This window comes from Bifidobacterium sp. ESL0732 (assembly GCF_029395535.1).
Lineage (GTDB): Bacteria > Actinomycetota > Actinomycetes > Actinomycetales > Bifidobacteriaceae > Bifidobacterium.
This window is the reverse complement of the sequence record NZ_CP113920.1, coordinates 2366222-2387641: the sequence shown is the minus strand read 5'-3', so window position 1 is coordinate 2387641 and position 21420 is coordinate 2366222. Positions and strand designations below refer to the sequence as shown.

Annotated in this window: 16 protein-coding genes; 12 read left to right on the top strand and 4 right to left on the bottom strand. The window is 51.5% G+C overall.

What is annotated here, in order from left to right:
• The first annotated feature begins 404 nt into the window (after positions 1-404).
• From rpmH to OZX70_RS08945, 8 genes are all read left to right on the top strand, one after another.
• Positions 405-539 (top strand): 50S ribosomal protein L34, encoded by a 135-nt coding sequence (gene rpmH / locus OZX70_RS08980; RefSeq protein ID WP_277145976.1) that lies wholly within the window; start codon positions 405-407, stop codon positions 537-539.
• An 18-nt stretch (positions 540-557) separates the two neighbouring features.
• On the top strand, positions 558-1079 hold the full coding sequence (rnpA, locus tag OZX70_RS08975) for a ribonuclease P protein component (protein ID WP_277180904.1): 522 nt from the start codon (positions 558-560) through the stop codon (positions 1077-1079).
• A 227-nt stretch (positions 1080-1306) separates the two neighbouring features.
• Positions 1307-1597, top strand: coding sequence for a membrane protein insertion efficiency factor YidD (yidD, locus tag OZX70_RS08970; RefSeq protein ID WP_277182202.1), 291 nt, complete (start codon positions 1307-1309; stop codon positions 1595-1597).
• Positions 1597-2622, top strand: a complete 1026-nt coding sequence (yidC, locus tag OZX70_RS08965; RefSeq protein WP_277180902.1) for a membrane protein insertase YidC — start codon at positions 1597-1599, stop codon at positions 2620-2622. Before yidD ends, yidC begins: the two co-directional genes overlap by 1 nt.
• Positions 2623-2720: 98 nt before the next feature.
• Positions 2721-3410 carry a R3H domain-containing nucleic acid-binding protein gene (locus OZX70_RS08960; protein WP_277180900.1) on the top strand — a complete coding sequence of 230 codons (690 nt, stop codon included), beginning with the start codon at positions 2721-2723 and terminating at the stop codon, positions 3408-3410.
• Between the two features lie 516 nt (positions 3411-3926).
• Entirely contained in the window at positions 3927-4613 is a 687-nt protein-coding gene (gene rsmG / locus OZX70_RS08955) for a 16S rRNA (guanine(527)-N(7))-methyltransferase RsmG (RefSeq protein WP_277180898.1), read from the top strand.
• 784 nt (positions 4614-5397) lie between these two features.
• A complete protein-coding gene (locus OZX70_RS08950) occupies positions 5398-6345 on the top strand; it encodes a ParA family protein (protein ID WP_277182201.1) in 948 nt (315 codons plus the stop codon).
• Position 6346: 1 nt separating this feature from the next.
• Positions 6347-7870, top strand: a complete 1524-nt coding sequence (locus OZX70_RS08945; protein ID WP_277180896.1) for a ParB/RepB/Spo0J family partition protein — start codon at positions 6347-6349, stop codon at positions 7868-7870.
• Positions 7871-8154: 284 nt separating this feature from the next.
• On the opposite strand, the gene trxB is transcribed toward OZX70_RS08945, so the two are convergent.
• The 3 genes from trxB to OZX70_RS08930 form a co-directional block, all read right to left on the bottom strand.
• The gene (gene trxB / locus OZX70_RS08940; RefSeq protein ID WP_277180894.1) at positions 8155-9222 is read right to left on the bottom strand and encodes a thioredoxin-disulfide reductase; all 1068 of its coding nucleotides are present in this window, start codon (positions 9220-9222) and stop codon (positions 8155-8157) included.
• Positions 9223-9339: 117 nt separating this feature from the next.
• Positions 9340-10398, bottom strand: a complete 1059-nt coding sequence (locus OZX70_RS08935; RefSeq protein WP_277182200.1) for a class E sortase — start codon at positions 10396-10398, stop codon at positions 9340-9342.
• Between the two features lie 569 nt (positions 10399-10967).
• Complete coding sequence (locus OZX70_RS08930; protein WP_277180892.1) at positions 10968-11765, bottom strand: DUF881 domain-containing protein; 798 nt, start codon at positions 11763-11765, stop codon at positions 10968-10970.
• A 96-nt stretch (positions 11766-11861) separates the two neighbouring features.
• Between OZX70_RS08930 and crgA the strand changes: the two genes are divergently transcribed.
• The 4 genes from crgA to OZX70_RS08910 all read left to right on the top strand — a co-directional run bounded on the left by crgA (position 11862) and on the right by OZX70_RS08910 (position 18662).
• Positions 11862-12437, top strand: a complete 576-nt coding sequence (gene crgA / locus OZX70_RS08925) for a cell division protein CrgA (RefSeq protein ID WP_277180890.1) — start codon at positions 11862-11864, stop codon at positions 12435-12437.
• A gap of 942 nt (positions 12438-13379) precedes the next feature.
• Entirely contained in the window at positions 13380-15257 is a 1878-nt protein-coding gene (locus OZX70_RS08920) for an isopeptide-forming domain-containing fimbrial protein (protein WP_277180888.1), read from the top strand.
• A gap of 335 nt (positions 15258-15592) precedes the next feature.
• Positions 15593-17314 carry a SpaA isopeptide-forming pilin-related protein gene (locus tag OZX70_RS08915; RefSeq protein ID WP_277180886.1) on the top strand — a complete coding sequence of 574 codons (1722 nt, stop codon included), beginning with the start codon at positions 15593-15595 and terminating at the stop codon, positions 17312-17314.
• A gap of 256 nt (positions 17315-17570) precedes the next feature.
• The gene (locus tag OZX70_RS08910; RefSeq protein ID WP_277180884.1) at positions 17571-18662 is read left to right on the top strand and encodes a class C sortase; all 1092 of its coding nucleotides are present in this window, start codon (positions 17571-17573) and stop codon (positions 18660-18662) included.
• A 295-nt stretch (positions 18663-18957) separates the two neighbouring features.
• On the opposite strand, the gene pknB is transcribed toward OZX70_RS08910, so the two are convergent.
• Positions 18958-21027: a Stk1 family PASTA domain-containing Ser/Thr kinase gene (gene pknB, locus OZX70_RS08905; RefSeq protein ID WP_277180882.1), complete on the bottom strand. Its 2070-nt coding sequence runs from the start codon at positions 21025-21027 to the stop codon at positions 18958-18960.
• Positions 21028-21420 lie beyond the last annotated feature (393 nt).

Genomic DNA, 21420 nt, shown 5'->3' with positions numbered 1-21420 from the left:
GCTCTTTCCTAGTTTCTTCGTATGTTTCCGGCAACGATGCCTTGTCCATCGCGCCAGAATCGATTCAATGTGGCACCACACTGCTGACTTCCGCGATGCAATAATCTATATGTACTCCGACCTATAGAAAAGTTATCCACCGTCTTGCGTGTTGGAAACATTGAAATGTGAATAACATCAATGTAATTTGTGGATAACTTTGCGGCCGCAAACGGCTTAATCTCAACCCTTTGTAGGCGGTACCACAAATGTTTTCAATTGTGAAGATGCGCGATAAGTTATCCACATTTAACTAGTGAAATTCGCTCGGTTTGACTTGGGACTAGGGGTGAGAGTAATTTGGTAGAGCTTGACTCATGAGGAGCCATGCCTTTGCATGGCTAAAAACAAACCGGGAGCATATTATGAAGAGGACATTCCAACCGAATAACCGTCGTCGCCACATGAAGCACGGATTCCGCGCTCGCATGCGTACCCGCGCCGGCCGCGCGGTACTGAACCGCCGTCGCGCCAAGGGCCGCAAGAACCTGGCTGTCTGATCAATCGACGGCAAGGGCATGGATCGGCTGAAAAGCCATCGTGATTTTGTCCGGGTGCTGAAGCGTCGCAGAAAAGTCACTGAAAAGGATATCGTCGTGCATTTCTTGGTGTACGACGATTCTTGTTGCAGTCACGCCGATGGCCACCACAATGCCGCAGCACACGCAGAATCGACTGGCAAGGCTATGGAAGCTACGAGTAGTTCCGTATCCAAAGACGCGTTTCGGCAGAATATGACGAGGCGACGCCTCGGGCTTGCCGTATCCAAAAACGTCGGTAACGCTGTGATGCGCAACCACGTTAAGCGTCGTTTCCGTGTTTTAGCCGGTGCCCACGAAAGTTCATTGCCGCAGCATTGCGATATTGTAATGCGCGCCAAACCGAGTGCCGCACATGCCGACTTTTCCTCTTTGGAGACCCAGGTCGAGGAGCTGTTCGTCGCGGTGAGCCGTAAGTCCGTACAAAACGGCAAGGCGCGGCAGGGTCGCAACGACATGAAACCGGTAACCGTTGCTGTTGCTGAAGGCGGTCGATCATGACTGCCGTATGTGCAAAGAGAGCAGTGTCGGCACAAGGTGCCTTTGATTCCCGCAAGAAATCGGATTGGCCTGCAATGGTTGAAAAGACGCGCAAAACAGATCATATGGCCTTCAAAGGCGAGGATTGCAGCTCGACGTCTCCGGAAACGATGCGTACGGAAATTGTGGCAGGAACAAGGGTGCCGGTTTCCGGCACACGCCAATCCCGTTCCGCGGTCTCCCGTGCGATGCTTGCCGCCGTACGCTGGTATCAAGTCCATATTTCCGCGGGGAACCCGCCCTGCTGCAAATACTATCCGTCCTGTTCCAACTATGCGATCCAGGCGGTGACCCGCTACGGTGCCGCGCGCGGGGGATTGCTTGCCGTGCTGAGGCTGTTGCGTTGCCGGCCTTGGAGCAACGGCGGCATCGATGACGTGCCTCAACGATATTCGATTTTTTATAGATTTTCCTGGTCCAAAGCTCATGAAGAGCCGCGACTGACCCCATTGGCCTCAGACGTGAAGGAGACGGCCTAATGCACTTCATTACCAATCCCGATTACAACCACTTCCTTCTCGATCAAGGATTGTTTGGTTGGGTATACAAAATCCTGACGCCCATCGAATGGCTGATGAGCGAGATCATGTATTGGTTCCACAAGCTCATGACCCTGATCGGTCTGCCGTCGCGAGGGCTTTCGTGGATTCTCTCTATCGTTTTCCTGGTGCTCGTCGTCCACGCCATCATCCTGCCGATGTATGTCAAGCAGATGCGCGGCATGATGAAGATGCAGGCTCTGCAGCCCAAGCTGATGCATATCCAAAAGAAGTATAAGGGCAAGAAGGACTCGGCGAGCAAAGAGGCCATGGCCCGCGAGACCCAAAAGCTGTATTCGGACAGCAAGGTCAACCCGATGGGTTCGTGCCTGCCTATGTTCATTCAGGGCCCTGTGTTCATGTGCATGTTCTACATGCTTTCGGCCATCCCTTATATCGCGCACGGTTCCCGTGCCGCGCTCGGTGCCTTCGACAAGGCCACTGCGGCGGAATTCGCCGACACCTATCTCTTCGGCCTGAAGATTTCCAATACGTTCGGCATGGCCGACGTTTCCGGCAAAGTTGTCATCGGCATCTTCACCGTCCTGATGTGCCTGGCGATGTGGTACATGCAGTTCAATAACATGCGTAAGAATTTGCCGCCGGCCGCGATGGAGGGGCAGCAGTACAAGATGCAGCAGATGATGACCTGGATCTTCCCGCTGATGTACATCTTCTCAGCAATTTCCATGCCGTTCGCCGTGCTCGTTTACTGGCTGACCAACAACATCTGCAATATGTTGCGTTCGCTTTGGCAGGTCCGCGAGTTCCCGACTCCGGGGTCTCGCGCTGACGACGAGAAGAAGAAACGCGATCACATCAACGAGAACAAACGTCGCGAGAAGGCTGGCGAAATGTCGCTTGAAGAAGAGGAATTGAACAAGGCCGAAGAGAAAGCGAGATTGCGCGAGGAACACGGTTACCAGCGTGAGCAGCCGAAGCGTAAACGCAAGAAGAAAAAGTAAGGCGTTGTCCGGCCTCGTTCATGTATGTAATACATATAACGTTCGGGGTCGGGTATGGTTTAAAATGAAGGACATTAAGTTGGGTAAAGGAGTTGAATATGTCGCGAGATGAAGAAAAGACAGTCGAGCAGCTCAATGACGAAGCTGACATTGCCGCTGACTATCTTGAAGGGCTGCTGGATATCGCGGATTACGAGGGCGATATCGAGATGGGCGTGCGCAACGGACGTCCGACCGTACAGATTGTTGCTGATGACGATGAGGACATTAAGAACCTCATCGGGCATAAAGGCGAAGTCGTTGATGCATTACAATTGCTGACGCGTCTGGCCGTTCAGCAGAAGACGGGCGACCGGTCTCGACTGATTCTTGACGTTGACGGCTACCTGAAGAAGCGTCGCCAGCATCTGCGTGATTTAGCACTTGATGTGATCGATGAGGTGCGCGAGACCGGTGAGCCGGCCAATCTCGATCCGATGAATTCCTTCGAGCGCAAGGTTGTCCATGACCTCGTTCGTGAGGAAGGGCTTAAATCACGTTCACATGGTGAGGAACCCCATCGTTATGTCACTATTTATCTGAAGCCTCGTTCTTCTGATGAGGATTTGGATGATGAGGAGCTTGACGATGACGATCCCGAGAATGTTTCACGTGAAACAATCATCGATGTGGATGAGCTGGAAGAGGATGTTCCAGATTCTGACGACGATCGTGAGCCTGTTGATGATCACGATGATTCAGATGATGTAGATGAAGATGAGGGAGACGACATCGACGAGGAGCGTTGATTTTGTAGTTTTGCGTTTTAAGTGAGCAGATGTTTCGCTCGATATTGAGGCCATGGTTTTTAACCGTGGCCTTATTCATTTGCTCTGTTTAATGGGAATGAATCTTACTTATGATTCGCATTTTTTGGGGTATAGGCCAAAAAGTGTTGTTTCAGGATTGATATTTTGAGTCTATAGTTCCAAACCGTGGTTGTCACAGTATCTTTATTATGATGGCCGAAAGAGGAGGGAGGCACTTTTTAAGCGGTTTCACAGGCATTGAGAGGTGCCGTTTAGCCTGCCTTGATTTCATTTCCATGGTCCAAGAATCAACCCAGCAGTACCCCGGCTTTTTCAAGGAGAAAAAAACAGGACGAAACGCTACTCCCGCAAGGCCAAACCCCGATTATAAACAACATTTTTTGGCCTATAATCCCATCTTTTTATTTACGCTGGTGGATTTCTGATTGGTTTTTGTGAGAGATGTGCGAAGTCTCTGGTAGATTTAGTAGTTGTTCGTGATAGATAAGGGATGAGATGGACGCACAGATACATACCGACGAAGAGTTGGAAAAGTCTACGCTATTGAATGATATGTTCGGAGATGTGTTTCCGAAGATGCAAGCATTTAAACGGAAACTTTCCAAGGAAGGCGAAGAGCGTGGCATCATCGGTCCCCGCGATGTCGACATTATTTGGGAACGGCATATCCTCAATTCTGCTGCCATTGTTCCTTTCATCGAATCATCGACTGATGGACAGCGATTCAAAAGCGTCGCGGATTTAGGAAGTGGCGGAGGATTTCCAGGTATCGTGGTCGCAGCTTGTTTACCGGATCACGAGGTCACCCTTATTGAACCTATGGAGCGTCGAGTCGAATGGCTTGAAGAATGTGTTGAAGAGCTGGAATTAGGGAACGTACAGGTTGTTCGTGCAAGGGCAGAAGAATATATCAAGCAACTCAAACATGATAAGAACATGCATCCCTTCGCTGTTGTTACATGTCGAGCTGTTGCCCCAATGACAAAACTCAGTGGTTTGACTTTACCTCTGATCAAGCACGGCGGACAGCTCATAGCGCTCAAAGGTCGTTCCGCACCGGCTGAGGTTCGTAAAGCTGCTAAAGAGATTCAGAAAAATGCAGGTCGTAATCCTAAGGTTTTGGAAGCTCCTATTGCCGATGGATTCGAAGCAACGCATGTAGTTATTGTAGATAAAAAATAAAGTTCTTCGATGATCAACATATGGGAATGTTTCACGTGAAACATTCCCAGCATTATTTGACTTTTGTATTTATTGGATACTGGCCAGAATGTGTATCCAAAATGGGCATCGGAGCCTTCTGCCACATAGCGTACAAGCTGTTTAAGATTGGCATGGGAAGATTCGAACCCTCTCTTTGCCTAATCTTTCAATTAATCAGGGCCTATTGGACACACATTCTGGTCTGAAGCCAAATTTTATTTATATATTTTTTTACTTTCTAGTAATTAAAATTGAATATTCCACAGCATCTTTTATCCTTATACCGGAAAAAGGATAACCTCGATTAATATCTGATTTTTAAGTAATTTCTTGGTTAGTGTTTCATGTCTAAATGTTTCACGTGAAACATTAACCATGATATTTTCTTTGCAGAATCATCTTGAAATTGTTTTAATTATCAGTACTTTTGTCTCTGTGATTCATGTCTAATGTTTCGCATGAAACAGGGTAATGTACCAAACTTATCCACATTTTAGGCAACTCTAAAAGTTATCCACATTTTAGAGTGTATTTCATTGTTCAGTCCTTATTGCTGAGATTTCAACGGTTATACGAACAAATTTTCGAAACCATGAAGTTGTGCACAAAAGTTACGCACACTTATCCACATCACTGTGGATAAGTAAGTAGAAACGAAATCTGTCCATACGAATGACGAAACTAGAAGAACTAGAACAAGAATTTGCTGTGCTGATCCCACAGTCTGTGATTCACGGCGGATAGTCGTAGGGAGTTGATGGATATGGAATCTGCCTCGGAAACGATCAGACGTATTTTCGGGAACAAAGGTGATTCTCTTGGTTCTGAAATGGCTGAGGTGACATCGCGGTACGAAGCATTGAATAAGGTACGTTTTCCAAAGCCGAAAGCAACCAGATATATCGCCGTCGCAAATCAAAAGGGCGGAGTGGGGAAGACGACAACTACTGTCAATTTGGCAGCGTCACTTGCTTTGTCAAAAGCGCAGGTGCTTGTCATAGATATGGATCCGCAGGGCAACGCCTCGACAGCACTGGGCGTAAAGCATAATACCGGTGAACCATCTATTTATGATGTTTTGGAAGCTCGGCAAACCATTGGCGAGGTAAAACAGTCTTCTGAGAAGTTCAAGACCTTGGACGTTGTGCCATCTTCCATAGATTTAAGTGGTGCGGAACTGGAAGTCGCTGACTTGACCAATAGGAATGACTTGCTCAAAGAAGCACTAGATGAGTTTACTTCATCTTCCAAGAAGCACTATGACTACGTCATCATTGATTGCCCTCCGAGTCTTGGCCTGTTGGTCATCAATGCCATGTGTGCGGTCAATGAGGTCCTGATACCAATTCAGGCTGAGTACTACGCGCTCGAAGGTCTTGGTCAATTAATTCAGACCATCGGACTTGTTCAGGAACATTACAATCCGACTCTCTTGGTTTCGACGATGTTGGTCACGATGTTTGACAAACGTACGTTGCTGAGCAAAGAAGTCTACGATCAGGTCAAAGGACATTATCCAGATATCGTTTTGCAGACAACGATTCCAAGGTCTGTAAAGATTTCTGAAGCTCCGAGTTTTGGCAAAACTGTCATCGAATATGATCCTCATGGAACAGGTGCAGTATCCTATCGTGAGGCTGCATTGGAGATAGCACGAAGGTCGCCGCAGGTATTGAAGACATTAGAAGATAGAAAGCAGAGGAGTAACTGAAATGGCATCGAAGTCGCGTTTAGGAAAAGGCCTTGGTGCTCTATTCCCCGCTTTGCCGGGCGAGCCAGAAACGAAAAGTCCGGCCACTGCTCATGGTGCAGCAGCAACACCGAAGGAACCTTCAAAGGCTGATTCGTCGCAAAATGTTTCACGTGAAACATCTGCACGAACGAAAGAAGCTAGATCCGGTAAAAAGTCGAGTACGTCTGTAAACTCTACTGGTAAAAGTCAACAGAAAAATGTTTCACGTGAAACATCGAAGAAAAAAGTAACCGACGGCAAAAAAATAACGGAATCTTCAACTGCTAAATCGAATGGTAAAGAGGACAGTCACGGAAAGACGGCTTCTAGGAAGAAGAATGTTTCACGTGAAACATCGAAGGCCTCATCTAGAAAACGCTTGGCAATGCCTTCGTTGAAAGAAGGAATGGCACACCCAAGTGACTTATTCTTCGGCAGTACTGTCGATAAGAAAGACGGCGGAGAAGCAGATAAGCCGTCTGCTCAAAAAGAACCAAAACGTCCAAGTACAGTTAATACCGTCAACAATGCGATTAAGACTTCCGGGAGTCAAACTTCGAAGAAAAAAGAAGCGAAAGTGGCAGGCTCCGATGATTTAAAGCCTGTTGAAGGCGGGTATTTAGTCGAACTGGATCTTGATAAGATAGGGCCTAATGCCAATCAGCCGCGGACCATCTTTGATGAGGATGAGCTTAAGGAGCTGGCCGCTTCGCTGAAGGAAGTCGGTGTGCTGCAGCCAGTGGTTGTCCGCAAGCGTCCGTCGAATCAGAAAGCCGCCAATTCGCCTGAGTCCGATAATTCAGTCATCAGCAGGCACTCCCAGCAAAATATGGACAGCGAATACGAGCTGATCATGGGGGAGAGGCGCTGGCGTGCGGCTCATCTCGCCGGATTGAAATCAATTCCCGCAATCGTAAAAACCACTTCAGATAATCAGATGCTTCGCGATGCCCTGTTGGAAAACCTCCACCGCGTGGCCTTGAATCCTCTCGAAGAGTCCGCTGCATACCAGCAGATGATGGAGGACTTCGGCTTGACCCAAGAGCAGCTTTCCAAGTCCGTCTCGAAGTCACGGTCGCAAATCGCCAATACATTGCGCTTGCTCAATTTGCCGCCTTCCGTGCAGAAGAAGGTCGCGGCGGGTGTGCTTTCCGCGGGCCACGCGAGAGCACTTCTCGGGCTTCCCAACGAGGAGGAAATGGAGAAGCTCGCAAACCGCATCATTGCTGAAGGGCTTTCCGTTCGCAGCACCGAGGAAATCGTTGCCATGAAAACCAATGGCAAGGACGGCGGCAAAAAGCAGAAGTCCAAGAAAGACAATCCATGGGCACAGTCACCCATCCAGCACACCTTGGAGAACCGCTTCGATACGAAGGTCGCCATCAAAGGTAGCAAACAGCGCGGGCGTATCGAAATCGTCTTTTCTTCACCGGAAGACATGGATCGTATCGTCAACCTGTTGGTCCCAGATCAAAGCGGAAATAATGAAAACGGTTGGGTATAAAAGGTCTGGTACAAAACGAAGCTAGATGAAAACAGCGCTATACAAAACGGCTCAGTACACAATCGTTCGGTACCAAACGGATTTGTCATAGATACGGTATAAACGATTCTGTAAGCGGTTCTGTGTAAAGAGTTTCTCTAAAATATCAATATAACAAAATCCCGTTGAAAATGGCTCAATGTGAAGGTCATTCAACGGGATTTTGTTGAATTGCCAATATTTGCCATGCAAACGTTTAACAGGTAACAAGCATATTGGGCAAATAGAATAGTATTACAAATTTATTATTTGATGCTGTCGAGGTAATCCTGCGCGTCGAGAGCGGCGCGGCAACCCATACCTGCTGCGGAAACGGCCTGACGATAAACGCTGTCGACCACATCACCAGCGGCAAAAACGCCCGGCAATGACGTACGGGTGGAAGCCCCGTCAACCTTGATATAGCCTTTCTCGTCGAGGTCCAGGGCTCCGTTAAGGAATTCGGTGGCCGGGGTGTTGCCGATGGCCACGAAAACGCCGGAAGCTGGTACCTCTGTGGTCTCGCCGGTTTTGACATTACGCACGGTGACTGACTTGGCGCTGCCGTCTTCGCCGCTGATTTTATCAACCACGGAGTCGAGGATGAACGACATCTTGTCGTTGGCCTTGGCTCGATCAACTAGAATCTTGGACGCGCGGAATTCTTCGCGACGATGAATCAGTGTTACCGACGAACCGAAACGCGTCAAGAATTCGGCATCGGTGAAGGCACTGTCGCCGCCACCGACCACGACAATCGGCTTGCCGCGGAAGAAGAAACCGTCACAGGTGGCGCAGTAGGAGACACCTTTACCGGAGTATTCCTTCTCGCCTGGTACGCCGAGCTTGCGTACATTGGAGCCGGTGGTGACTACGACGGCCGGAGCCTGATAAACCTCTCCTTGATCACAAGTAACAGTCTTCATCGCACCGGCATCCGACCCGTCGCCGAAGTCGACGGAAACCACGTCGTCAAAAACGATTTCCGCGCCGAACTTTTCGGCCTGCTTCTGCATGCTGTCCATGAGGTCAGGACCCATCACGCCATCGGGGAAGCCGGGATAGTTCTCGACTTCGGTGGTGTTGACCAGCTGGCCGCCGGGGGTGAGGGCTCCGGCGATAACCAGCGGTTTGTAGCCGGCGCGGCCGAGATAAATGGCTGCGGTGTAGCCCGCGGGACCCGAACCGACGATAATCACATCGCGCACGCTGTTTTCGACGGACTTGTCAGAGGCGTTCTGAGTCTTGTTGTCAGTGTCACCGCCAGCGTTGTTGCCGAGGGTATTCCTGCCTATGTTCAGAAGATTAATTTGCTGTGTATTCTCTTGAGTCATGAAAACACTCTAACATTGCACCAGGGTTATGGGAACCTTTGGCTGCGCTCATTGATTCTAGGGCAGAAAATCGCGCTAAGAGCCGCAATCAACGTATCACCAAATGCAAAATTATTGTCAGTTGGTTACCGCAACATAGTTCGACATCTGGTGGAGAATCGGTATGTTGGTGGCCGCCCACGGGCAGGCCCATTGCATGATGGCCAGCGCCGCCGCTAAGAGCAAAAGCACCACCAGCAGTATGCGTATCCCCTTAATTCCTGGCTGAAGCCTTGTCAGGCCGCCGTAAATGCTCGGATCCGGCTTTTTGACATTGCCGGCCTTGATGGCGCGGCGAAGCGGCCAGCGCCAGGCCAGAGCGGCCGCGACGAACAGCACCAGATAAATAACAAGCAAGGCGATGATAATCGGAATCAGCGAAGGCAGCTTGGCGAACACCGATTCCTTCTGGTTGTTGATGAACTGGACCTTGCCGTTCTGCCCGGTATGCGTAAGCTCCTGAGGCACGCCGTCCGAAACCTTCGCCCAATACTTGAACTTGCCGAAGCTGATCCAACGGTGGGTCGGGGTGGAGTATTTCGGCTCGCACGTCGTCAGTGTGATCATGCGTTCCGTCGCGGGCGCCGTCGGGTTTTCAGGGTTCGGCGCGATCACTTCCACATGGTCCGGCGTCACGATTTTGTCGCTGGTATAAGTGTAGACGTACCAATAATCCTTGGTTCGTATTACAATTGGATCGCCGACCTTGAGCTTGTCGACATCGCCCAAAGGTTGCCCATACCCGTTGCGATGGCCGGCCACGGCGAAATTGCCGATCTGCCCAGGCATTTGGGACTCCTTGTAATGGCCCATGCCGTGCTCATTTAGCGCGGTCATGTCGGTGCCCTCTACGATGTTGCGTTGCCATTGGTCGCCGAAGCGCGGGACATAGATTTGCGCGACCATATCGCCGGGATTGGCGCTTTCGGGTTGAACTGGAGGGGTGCCGTCCTGGGCTTTGGCGATGTTGACGCCGTTCGCGGAGCCTGCAGTCTTGCTTGGGTCGCTCCAAGAAACCGATTGACGCTGATTGTATTGCGTATGCTCAGACTGCACGCCAGTCCACCACATCTGCCAAATGACGTAGAGCGCACAAATCGCAGCAATTGTGAAGAGGACTTCGGCGAAGATGCCCAGCGCTGCCCACCAACGTCTCGATTTCGAGCGTGGGGTGCTGCCATTGGCACCGTAGCCGTTTGTGTTGTCGCCGGCTTTGTGACTGGTATGCCGGACGTGGTTCGTATTGAGTGCGTTGCCATTGACGTCGGGTTGCGCGAAGTCGCCCTGACCCGCGAGCCCCCCTTGTCTGCTGGGTCTGCTCGCTTGCGACGCGGATTGCACCCCGGATTGTGCCCCACCTTGCCATGCGAATTGTGTTGTCTGATTAGACTGAGGAGCCTGATTAGCCTGGAACGCTTGCGTTTCCTCGTTTGCATCGGTCGAATCGGGAACGCCGAAATCGTCGAAAGCCTCGTCCAAGTCGGTCGGTTGAACGGCGTCCTTGCGCCGCCGGCCGCTGTCGTTGTAGTCGCCGTTATCAGCCATGAAATCCATCTCTCGTTCCGTATTGGTGTCGTCTTGCTGTGGCATTGGTTCCGTCATTGCCGCCGCAATTGTTGAAGGCTTGAAATCCCCACATATCTATCGACCAGTATGAGTCAATTGTATCCGTCTGTATAGCCGTTTCCGCTCTCAGACCTTATTTATTATTTATTGCCGCTTTCGCCCGCTTTATCATCGTTTCCTTTATTGTCGGTTTTTGTCACGGTGGCATACTTCAGCGTCTGCAGCACCGGTGCCACGGGAAAGCGCAGGGTGTCCTTGTCTTCGACCTTCCAGCCCAGTCCGAACGCGCTGACATATTCCTGATAGGTCTGGATGGCTTTCGAATTGTTGAGCGCGTCGCGCATCTTGCCGCTCGGGCCGATGGCGGAGATGGTATATGGCGGCGAATACTGCTTGCCTTGCAACATGAGGATATTGCCCTTGCAGATGATGGCGGAGTTGTATAGCACCCGCTGGTCTTGAATCATCATCGCCTCGGCCCCGCCCCGCCAAAGCGCGTTTACCACAGACTCGATATCTTGCTGGTGGATGACGTAATCATTGATATTCGTGGCCGTTCCCGTCGCGGAATCCGAGACCATATGCTGCCAAAGCGGCGAATCGTTGAGCGTGACCGAAATGCCGGGGCCGGTAACCGCCGGAAGCATGGTTCCCGCTCCCGGATCTTCGCTGGAATTGCTGGGTTTTGAGCTGTCCTTGCCCGCGTATTTGTTGAGCGTATTGACCTGCGAGCCCAGCGATTTGACCTGTTTTTGCAGTTTGTCGACCTGGGTGACGCGCTGCTCCACCAATTGTGCGGCGTCCGAAGAGACCACGCTGGTTTTGTTGACACGGATGTTGGTCATCAGCAGGAATCCGGTGAGCGCGACGACAACAAAGACGGCAACCCCGCCAAGCCGCGAGCGTTTCGCCTTGTGCTTGCCCGGAGTTTCCTTCATTATTTCAAAATCCTTACGTAAATGCTTACGTACCCGTCTTCTTGTTTCGAGTGTACACTAATATGTCGTTTAGCCTATTGAATGGAGACTACGCTTATGGCTGACGAAGAGCTGGATAAGGGCGCCGATGCCGCCGCTACGCAGGATGAGGCGCAGAAGGCATGGGACAAGCCCGGAACGCAGGAGAGCGGCGACGCTGTTGATGCCGCCGAAAGTGATGAGAAGGCGACCGAGAAGAAGGATTCCGACACTGCCGATAAAAGCGCCGAGGCCACTGAAACTTCAGAGAAGTCGGATGAATCCGGCGAATCGGACAAGACCGCTGACGACGCGACTGACGATGACGACGACCTCGACCTGCCGATGGACAAGATCGATGCATTGCTGAGCGCCACCAGCGCCGACAAGAAGACGATGAGCCCGCAGCTGCGCCGCGTCGCCCAGCGTCAGGCCGAGAACAGCAAGCGCGTCGAGGAGACCATCAAGGGAACCAAGGCGAACCCAAGCTGGTTCGTGCCGCTGTTCTGCTTCCTGATGATCCTCGGTCTTGCGTGGGCCGTTGTGTATTACCTCACCAGCAAGTACCCGATTCCCGGCATCGGCGCATGGAACCTGCTGATCGCCTTCTGCATCGTGATGGTCGGCTTCATCATGACGATGTGGTGGCGCTGATTCCGTTATCGGCATCGCGCTCGGCAAGGCGCTGAAGTCGGTTAGCTTTGTGCTTTCGTCTGTGAACCGTCTGTTGTATCGAAGTGCGTCTCTTGAAATCCGTTAACGATTGAGGGATGCACTTTTATATGCAGGATATGCAGGATATGCAGGCATACCTGCAAATATTCATGATGCATAGGCCCAATTGTGTGAAAATTTTGTGTGCAAATATTGGACATCGAAAAAATGCCTCTGGCGCGCGGAATTTGTGAACCTCAATGATAAATATAAAAAATCAAATTTTCGTTCATTATCAGATTTCATGATTTCTGATTTTTGAATTCGGATTTCTTAAGTTCGGTTGATGTTTATTTTTCGGTAATGCATTCTTTTTGATATTTGAAAATCGGCAATATCAGATTTTTCGTAGGTTATCCACAAGTTTTATTTTAGTGTTGTGTATAAGTGTGGATAAGTCGGGAGTTGTTCACAAGAGGTGTGGATAAGACTTCTGGTTTGTGCACTAATCTTATCCACATTGTACACACTCTGGAATCGTTGAAAATAAAGGAATTTGAAAAACAATGTCGATAACTCGGTGACTTTTCCCCACGTAATCCACTGCTTGTGCCCAAGTTATCCACAAAGTTTTCCACTTCGGTGGAAAACTACATCGGCGTAGTTTATCTTCGAGGAATGGTTGATTTTTGATAAACGATTGAAATGAATTAAACGTGTGACTTTTCCTTAACACTTGTTAACCATCTCAGTGAAGACGATGAAATAACGTGGCAGAAGGGAGAAAAACATCGATGTCGGTTTCAGCATTCGCCGCAAAAATAAGGCGTGGTATATGTTAATGTTGGGTATAGTGAAATACGTTTGGTAGGGATAGTTTCCAAGCCAAATAGTAATACGGTGATGTGTGCATAGGTCGCGCGCTTCATTGAGAGAGGGATTATGGCTGTACACAAGTCATTGTTCAAGGCAGTAGCCGCTGCGATGGGTGCAGTGGCCATGTTGGCATGCTCGATCGTCGGTGTGGGGACGGCGAACGCAGGCACGGTTTCGATTGGCAATAATGGTCAGATTACAGTCACCGATGCAGAAGCGGGCCACGAGTTCAAGGCTGTCCAAATTGGTGCGTATTCCAGTGCCGAGAACGATGGGAATTCGATTTCCGGGCTTGAAGTCGAGAAATTGACAACTTCTCCAATGTTTGCCAACGCGGTTGACTCGGCGGCCACCGAAGCCGGTGCCACAACGCCAGCCGGAACGAGCGGCGAATGCCCTAACGATGCTGTCTGTTGGATTTCCAAGCATTGGCTTGGATACGATAATGGTCGCACGGACAATCAAGACAAGACTTCAAATTCCGCTTCAACCGGTTATGCAGGTAAGTTGCGTAATTTCGTCACCAAGCTGCAAAACAAACAGGAATTTAAGGACGCGATTACTGCAGCCGCTGCTGTATCAGTATCTAATGGCAAGGCCGAATTTACTGGATTGGCCGAGGGCCTTTATGTCATAGAAGATGTCACCGCCCAGAATCAGTCAATTCCGATGTTGGTGGGTACCACTGTCGGGTCTGATCATCTTAGCTCATTCGTCGGTACCGGTTTGAAGGGAATCGGCCAGATTAATGCGAAAAAGTCCGGCACCCCGACGGTTGCCAAGAAGTGGGTCTCCACCACCGATGCAAACAACAAGTCGGTCGACCGTGGGGATACTCCGCTCGACGGCGACATCATGCATTTCAAGCTCACGAGTTCTGTCCCCATGACCGCAGGGTTTACCAATTACTTCTTTAAAATCACCGATAAACCGAGTGCTGGCTTGGAGTATGTAGCCAACTCTGCGAGAGTAACAGTTGATGGAACTCCCATCACTGTTGTCACGGCTCCTTCCGCGGCTCCGCTGCCAACGCCTAATAATGAGGTTTACTTCGATCAAGGCAATATCAGCGGTGCCCCATACATCGGATTCACGTTCCCGAATGTGATGGCGTATACCTACAACGCGCCCATCGTCATCACCTATGACATGAAGGTCGTGCAAACCGGAAAACAAAAGAATATTCCCGGTGTGGATTGGTCGAGCAGCGTTGCCAACCAACCGACGGGATCCTGCGTAGCTGATTCTTCTGCCCCGGCTTGCGGAGCAACTCAGCACGCGTACATGACGGGCGTCAAGTTCTCCTCTTACTACCTGAAGTTCCATAGCGTTGACGGCGCGAAAGGCAACGCGCCTACCGGCGGCACGACCTTTGAGGTCTACCGGAAGGGTGACAACAAGCCTCTGACGTTCAGGAAACAAGCCGATGGTTCGTATGTATACCATCCGGCCGAGGACGAAGCTTCGCATTCCACGTCGAATCTTGTTTCCGCAGACGGCAAGCACATTGCTGAGGGTGGTGAAAGTCTTGGCGGGCTCAAGTTGGATGGATTGCCACCGGGGATTTATACCATCAAGCAGACTGGCTCCCCGTCCAGCGCACCGGATGCGGCGCAGGCAGACTTTGATGTCAGCATCACTGAAGATCCCAGTAATGACGGTGCGTATGTCACCACCGTTCGCGATGACGCCAACGGGCTGGTCGGTAAGCCAGCTGCTGCGAGTGACAAGCTTGGTGCGGATATCACGGTGAACGTTACGCAACCCAAGAAAAGCATCGACGGTCTTCCCGGCATCATCGGTACGCTGACCGGACATCCCGTCAACGGTCCAGGCTCGTTGGCTGCTACCGGCATCTCGATTGTTGCTTTGCTGGTCATGCTGTGCGCCTTGGTGCTCGCAGGTACTGCTCTGATGAGGAGACGCCACCGAATACAACGTTAATGGCCGGTCGTGATGCGACCCGAAAACGGGTTTGCGGCCGACAGACGAGGAACAAAAAGATGTAATGAAACGAGGTTTATATGTAATGAGATGCACGATTGGAAGCGGCTAATAAAATAGGCTGCGAATAACGGATAATTTAAACAGACCTCGTAGTATAATGAATTACATTATGCAACTTTTTGTTGTGGGGTGCGCCGGAGATGGGCATGCGGTTTCTCGAAGGGGATTAAGCATGTTGAGCTGGACCGTTGATGGTGTTCCTGATGTGCGAAGTTCGACACAACGAAACGTAAAAAATAAAACATGTATTTAAAAAAATACAGGGAGTAATTATGAAGTTAGGAAAAGGCTTACGCAGCGCGGCGGCTATGGTGCTTTCCGCAGCAACTCTGCTCGCCATGGGTGCTCTAGGCGTCGGCACTGCGAATGCAACTGAAGTAGATCTGTCTGGCGCAAATTCGAAAGGCCAGATTACAATTACCAAGGGTGCAAGTCATACTTTTGAGATGGTAAAGCTCTCGTCATATACGTATGCTGAAACGGATAGTGGTACGAATCTGTCTGTTGTCAGCGTGGATACTGCAGCGGATCCAGTGTTGACGGCTGTTCAAAAGGCGGTTAAGAAGGCTAATGGTGATGTGACACCAACAACAGGCTATGAGTCAACAAACCCAATGGAATATGTTGCAAAGACTTGGTCTGATTCTAGCTCATCGCCTTATACTGGTACGATTCGCACATTCGTGAAGACTTTAGCTGCGGATACGAGTCTTACTTATGGCTCTGTGGGTACTGCTGCTGCCAGCGGTGACGATTTGGTCATCACCGATATGCCGGTCGGTATCTACCTGCTTAGAGACACTACCGCGACGGCAGGCGTTTCTAAGTCCGTCCCGATTTTGGTAGGTACTACAGTAGGCGGCACTTCCTATATCACGCTCGGTGGCACAACTAAGCCTTTGGGCAAGGTTGATTTGAAGGCCGAAACTCCGACGCTCACGAAGGAAGCCACTAAACTTACATCCGGCGGTACGGATACGACTTTGACTGGTAGTAACAGGGAAACAGAGCTCAAGAAGGCTAAGATTGGCGATACCGTCGAGTTCACTCTTTCCAGTAAGGTGCCTGTTACCGCAGGTATGGATAGCTACACCTTCACTATGACTGATACGCCGACCAAAGGTATGGTTTATGTTCCCGGTTCTGCAGCACTGACCGTAACTGATGGAATCGGTGCAATTGGTGACGTTGATGTCACTGAGCCGTCTCCATCCGCACCTGGTACTGCCGTAACTTTCGCGTTCAAAGGCGCTGAGTTCGTGAAACAAGACAAGTTCCCGACTGGCAAAGCTATCAAACTCACTTATAAGGTAACGCTCACGGCAGTTTCTGGCGATACATGGCAATCGCAGCATAACGCTGCCAAGCTTACGTATTCGACCGATCCCTCCACTCCAGCAACCACGTCTGACGTGAATGCCGATGCTACAACTAAGATTGCACTGTACTCAGTGACGCTAACGAACGTCGATGGACAAGGAACAGCCATTGCAAATGATGGTGCATTTAAGGTGTATGCTGGGACGAGCTCTTCAGGAACACAGCTGAAGTTCAAGGCCAATGGGACCACTGCGTATACCTATGATGAAACAGGTACTGATGCAGCCATTACAACAAACGGTGATGGCAAGTTGGTCTTTGATGGCCTTCCTTCTGGAGATTATTACATTCAGCAGACTGGTTCATCTAATAATTACACCAAATCAAGCTTTGTGGTTCATATCGCGTATAATCTTGATGGTACGGCCAGTGTAACAGCCTTCACGAACGATCCTGATACCATTGGATTGGTAGGCAGGAATTCGATTACACAGGATAGTCCTAATGGCTACAATGGCAAGATCACGGTCAAGAACACTAATTCGCTTGCTGGACTGCCGCTTACCGGTGGTGTGGGTGTTGCGCTCGTTGTGCTGTTGGCGATTATCAGCGGTGGTGTTGCAGTGGTCACTTCCAAGATGCGTCGCAAGAATCTGGCGAATGCTCGCATGTGAGGTTTGACAACCAATATGGTGGAGCATGATGCTCAACCATTGAGGTGACTTAAGAGGTGGTTTGATCTGGAACCTTGGTTCCTGATTGACCACCTCTTTTCATATCTGGTCTGAAGAAGTCTTGTTCATGCTAGGGTGAAGTGTTTTTTTGCGCGCTCAGACTGATAAATGAAAGCTCATCTGGCTGTCGGCTCTATGCATCACAATAAATGTAGCAAGACGATAGTAGGCCAACACATATCGATGGAACGGATTAATGAAGCGTAAGAAAAAGACTGTGGAGCATGCGCTGCATCGGGAGTCTTTCGAAGATGTCCTCAAGCCGGTGAAAAAGCGTGGGCAATACGCCTATCGCATCTTCATCGAACTCGTGCACGATTTCTTCGTCATTCTTACCGTGGTGCTTATCATGTGGGTGCCGGTCCATTGGGTGATCAACTCCAGGACTGAGGCGCTTGCCGCCATCCAAGCCGAGCGAGACGTGTTGAAGTGGCCACGAGGGGAAGCGGCCAAGGAACTTCATGCGGCGCAGGCCTATAACCAGCAGATCGCCGCTTCCGGTCAGACGAGACTGGGCGAGGTCAAGGACCCGTTCAATGACAAGCCGGATGAAGACACGGAATCGCAAAAAGATGTGACCTATCAGTCTCTGCTAAAAGGTTCGAACGGAGTGATGGGCACGATTCGTATACCCAAGGTGTCGATTCACTTGCCGATTTATCACGGTACCGCTCGCGCAACGCTTACTATCGGTTCAGGTCATCTGTACGGTACGAGCGTGCCGGTAGGTGGCAAATCAACCAATGCCGTGCTGACTGGTCATCGTGGCCTCCCCGATGCCCTGCTCTTCACCCGAATTGATCAGCTCAGAAAAGGCGACATCATCTACATCGAAACGCTGAACCACACCATGGGTTACCGTGTGAAAGCCATCCATGTGGTTAATCCCAAGGATGTCCACCTTTACAAAGTGGTTCCGGGCAAGGATCTGCTCACGTTGATGACCTGCACGCCATATGGTGTCAACACTGAGCGTCTCGTCATCACCGCCGAGCGTGGCAACATTCCGCAGGATATTCCGCCCTTGGTCGATGCCGCTGCCGACGCGCAGCTTTATGGACTGCTTGCGGCACTGATTGTGCTCATCCTTGGCTTCCTGCTCGCCATGCGCAAGAACTACCGCGAGCTGGTGCCGCCGCCGTGGCACTACGACGGCACGCCGATTCCCAAGACGCTGCTGCGCCCGCGCTTCGTTGACAAGCGTGGTCTGCCTCCGATGGGCGTCATCGCCCACCGTCGCCGTCCGCCCGACAAGCCGAAGCAACCCAAGCAGTCAGAGAAACCATAGCTGTTTCGGCTAAAAGAGCAAACGAGAGACATCCGTCCTCGCTTGCTCTTTTTGTTTCGTGATAAGTTAACGCCCCCTTTGTGGTTTGTACGTCACCTTGGCCTATTTCCCAAATGAACGGTTGGTAGCCTCTCTAATTGTCTCGGCTTGTAGGGTGTCTTAAAAGAGCGACGCTGCTATTTGTTTGACGGGACGTCTTAAATGCTATGCGGGCTCTGAATTCCATTTGAATAGATTCAGAGCCCGCATAGCATTCAGGTTCGGTGGAAAGTGAATTATCGAACCTTGTCGAAAGTTATCTTCCGTTGCCGCTGGTTTGGCCGCCGGAAGCGCTGCCGCCGCTGGAACCGTTGTTGGTGCCGGTAGTCGGGGCCGGGGCTTGCGTGCTCAGGGTGATGGTGTCGCCCTTACTGGCCTGCGTTCCTGCTGTTGGAGAGATGCCGATGACTGTAAGATCATCGCTGCCGGTGGCGGGATTGACGTTGAATCCGGCAGCCTTGAGCTGTTCCCTGACTTGGGCGACAGTTGGCTTGTTGCCAATGCCAACGTCGGGTACTGACACTTTCGGCTTGCCGGAGGAGACGTAGACGGTGATGTTGCCCTTCTGTGCGAGGCTGGAGCCGGCCGCTGGGTCAGTTCGCGTGACAAGACCCTGGTTCACGGTGTCGGAAGCCTCCTGCTGCACGACGACGGTGAACGCCTTGAGCTGGTTCAGCGCCTGATCCTGCTGCTGACCGGTGACGTCGGGAACCTTGGCCATGCCGGAGGAGACGTAGAGCATCAACGACGTGCCCTTGTCCGTAGCAGAGCCGCCTGCCGGGTCAGTGCGTGTGACCATGCCTTGCGCCACGTCCGGGCTGTCTTCGGTCTGCGTGGCCGGGGATACCTTGAACCCGGCCTTCTTCAAGATGGCCTTGGCGTCCTCCACCGATTTGCCCTTAACATCGGGCACTTGGCCTGCCTGCGGTCCGGCGGAGAACCAGACCTTGACGGTTGAACCCTTGGGGGCCTTGGCATTGCCGGAAGGGCTCTGCTTGGTGAATGTGCCCTTGGGCTCATTTGAATCCGTGTCTTGTTCCACCTTCATCTTCAGTCCAACTTGGTTGAGCTGTTCCTCGGCGCGTGCTTGGGTGGTGGTGGAATTGAAGGTCGGAACGGTGACCATTTCCGGCTTCTTCATGTGGGTGACGCCGTAGACGATGCCCACGATGGCAAGAATGGCGACAACGGCTCCAATCACCGAGCCGATGATAATCTTCTTTTTCTTTTTCGCCTTCTGCTCCGCAGCTTTCTCCGCACGCGACTTGAGCGCGGTGCCGGTGCTCGGAGCCAGCTGTGTGGCCGCTGTATTGCCGTAAGTGCCGGTCAGCGGGTCGAAGGCCTGCGTTGCCGTGGTCTCGACAGGGTTCATCGCTTCGGTGGCAGCGGTCTGTTCGGCCTGTTTGCGTTCCTTCATGTTGGCGAGGTCGGTCAACGGGTTGAACGCGGCTGCAACCGGAATACCGCCGTTCATGTAAGTGAGGATATCATTGCGGAACTCGGCGGCCGTCGCGTAACGGTTCTGCCGATCCTTGGCCATGGCCTTCGCGCAGATCTGGTCCCACATCTTGGGCAGGCCTGGAACGATGGCGCTGGGCGGGGTGGCGACTTCCGAAACATGCTGGTAGGCGATGGCCACGGCCGAATCGCCTGTGAAGGGCGCACGTCCGGTGAGCATTTCGTAGAGCACGCAGCCGGCTGAATAGAGGTCGGAACGCATGTCGACGGTCTCGCCGCGGGCCTGTTCCGGGGAGAGGTATTGCGCAGTGCCGACCACACCTTGCGATTGCGTCATTGTGGCTACGGAATCATCGAGTGCACGGGCAATGCCGAAGTCCATGACCTTGACCATGCCCTGCTCGCTAATCATGATGTTGCCGGGCTTGATATCGCGGTGGATAATTCCCATTCGATGCGAGTAATCAAGCGCGTTCAAAACGCCCAACATCACCTGTTCGGCGTCACGCTGGCTCAGCGGGCCGTTTGCTTTGATGATGTCGCGCAGGGTTTGGCCCTTGACGTACTCCATGACGATGTACGGCACGCGCTCAGTGTTGCCGTCTTCGGTGGTGATGGTCTCTTCGCCGGAATCGTAGATGTTGACGATGTTGACATTGTTCATTTGCGCGACGGAATGCGCCTCGCGGGCGAACCGCTTGAGGAAAATGTCGTCGTTGGCAAGGTCGGAACGCATGATTTTCACTGCGACAACGCGCCCCAGACGGGTGTCTTGGGCGATGTGGACCTCGGCCATGCCGCCGCGTCCGATCAGTTGACCCAGCTGATAACGTCCATCTGCCAGTGATGTTGGCATATTGGTGCTCATTGCTGCTCCTTCCGGTTTTCAGTGTTCGCTGCCTGGTCGTTGACTTCGGTGACCGGAACGTTGGTTTCGGCAGCGGCTGAAGAGGACTGTGACGAATCAGTGACGTCGGGTGTTGTTTCGGTTCCGTCGTCCAGGTTCGTTGGATTGATGTTTGAAGTTATAGGTGAGGAAGCCGATGCGTCGCTTGCGCCTGCGCTCGCTTCTTTGCCTTCGGTCTTGGACTCAGTCTCGGTTTGCGAAGGCGATTGAGGTGGCTTGTCGTCGACGGATTGGCTGCCGTCAGTCCGAATCGCGGGAATCTTATAGTCTGTGATAGCTCGCAACGTCTGTGTCATCGTTTGTATTGCACTCTGAGCGGCTGGAGAAAATTCATTATTGATGTCAGGCTCGGCT

What these genes read in the sequence shown, in the direction of transcription:
- OZX70_RS08910 (WP_277180884.1), top strand. Translation starts at nt 17,571, where the DNA reads ATGAAGCGTAAGAAAAAGACTGTGGAGCATGCGCTGCATCGGGAGTCT.
- OZX70_RS08950 (WP_277182201.1), top strand. Translation starts at nt 5,398, where the DNA reads ATGGAATCTGCCTCGGAAACGATCAGACGTATTTTCGGGAACAAAGGT.
- rnpA (WP_277180904.1), top strand. Translation starts at nt 558, where the DNA reads ATGGATCGGCTGAAAAGCCATCGTGATTTTGTCCGGGTGCTGAAGCGT.
- OZX70_RS08945 (WP_277180896.1), top strand. Translation starts at nt 6,347, where the DNA reads ATGGCATCGAAGTCGCGTTTAGGAAAAGGCCTTGGTGCTCTATTCCCC.
- OZX70_RS08960 (WP_277180900.1), top strand. Translation starts at nt 2,721, where the DNA reads ATGTCGCGAGATGAAGAAAAGACAGTCGAGCAGCTCAATGACGAAGCT.
- yidC (WP_277180902.1), top strand. Translation starts at nt 1,597, where the DNA reads ATGCACTTCATTACCAATCCCGATTACAACCACTTCCTTCTCGATCAA.
- rpmH (WP_277145976.1), top strand. Translation starts at nt 405, where the DNA reads ATGAAGAGGACATTCCAACCGAATAACCGTCGTCGCCACATGAAGCAC.
- OZX70_RS08930 (WP_277180892.1), bottom strand. Translation starts at nt 11,765, where the DNA reads ATGAAGGAAACTCCGGGCAAGCACAAGGCGAAACGCTCGCGGCTTGGC.
- rsmG (WP_277180898.1), top strand. Translation starts at nt 3,927, where the DNA reads ATGGACGCACAGATACATACCGACGAAGAGTTGGAAAAGTCTACGCTA.
- trxB (WP_277180894.1), bottom strand. Translation starts at nt 9,222, where the DNA reads ATGACTCAAGAGAATACACAGCAAATTAATCTTCTGAACATAGGCAGG.
- pknB (WP_277180882.1), bottom strand. Translation starts at nt 21,027, where the DNA reads ATGAGCACCAATATGCCAACATCACTGGCAGATGGACGTTATCAGCTG.
- OZX70_RS08915 (WP_277180886.1), top strand. Translation starts at nt 15,593, where the DNA reads ATGAAGTTAGGAAAAGGCTTACGCAGCGCGGCGGCTATGGTGCTTTCC.
- OZX70_RS08920 (WP_277180888.1), top strand. Translation starts at nt 13,380, where the DNA reads ATGGCTGTACACAAGTCATTGTTCAAGGCAGTAGCCGCTGCGATGGGT.
- crgA (WP_277180890.1), top strand. Translation starts at nt 11,862, where the DNA reads ATGGCTGACGAAGAGCTGGATAAGGGCGCCGATGCCGCCGCTACGCAG.
- yidD (WP_277182202.1), top strand. Translation starts at nt 1,307, where the DNA reads ATGCTTGCCGCCGTACGCTGGTATCAAGTCCATATTTCCGCGGGGAAC.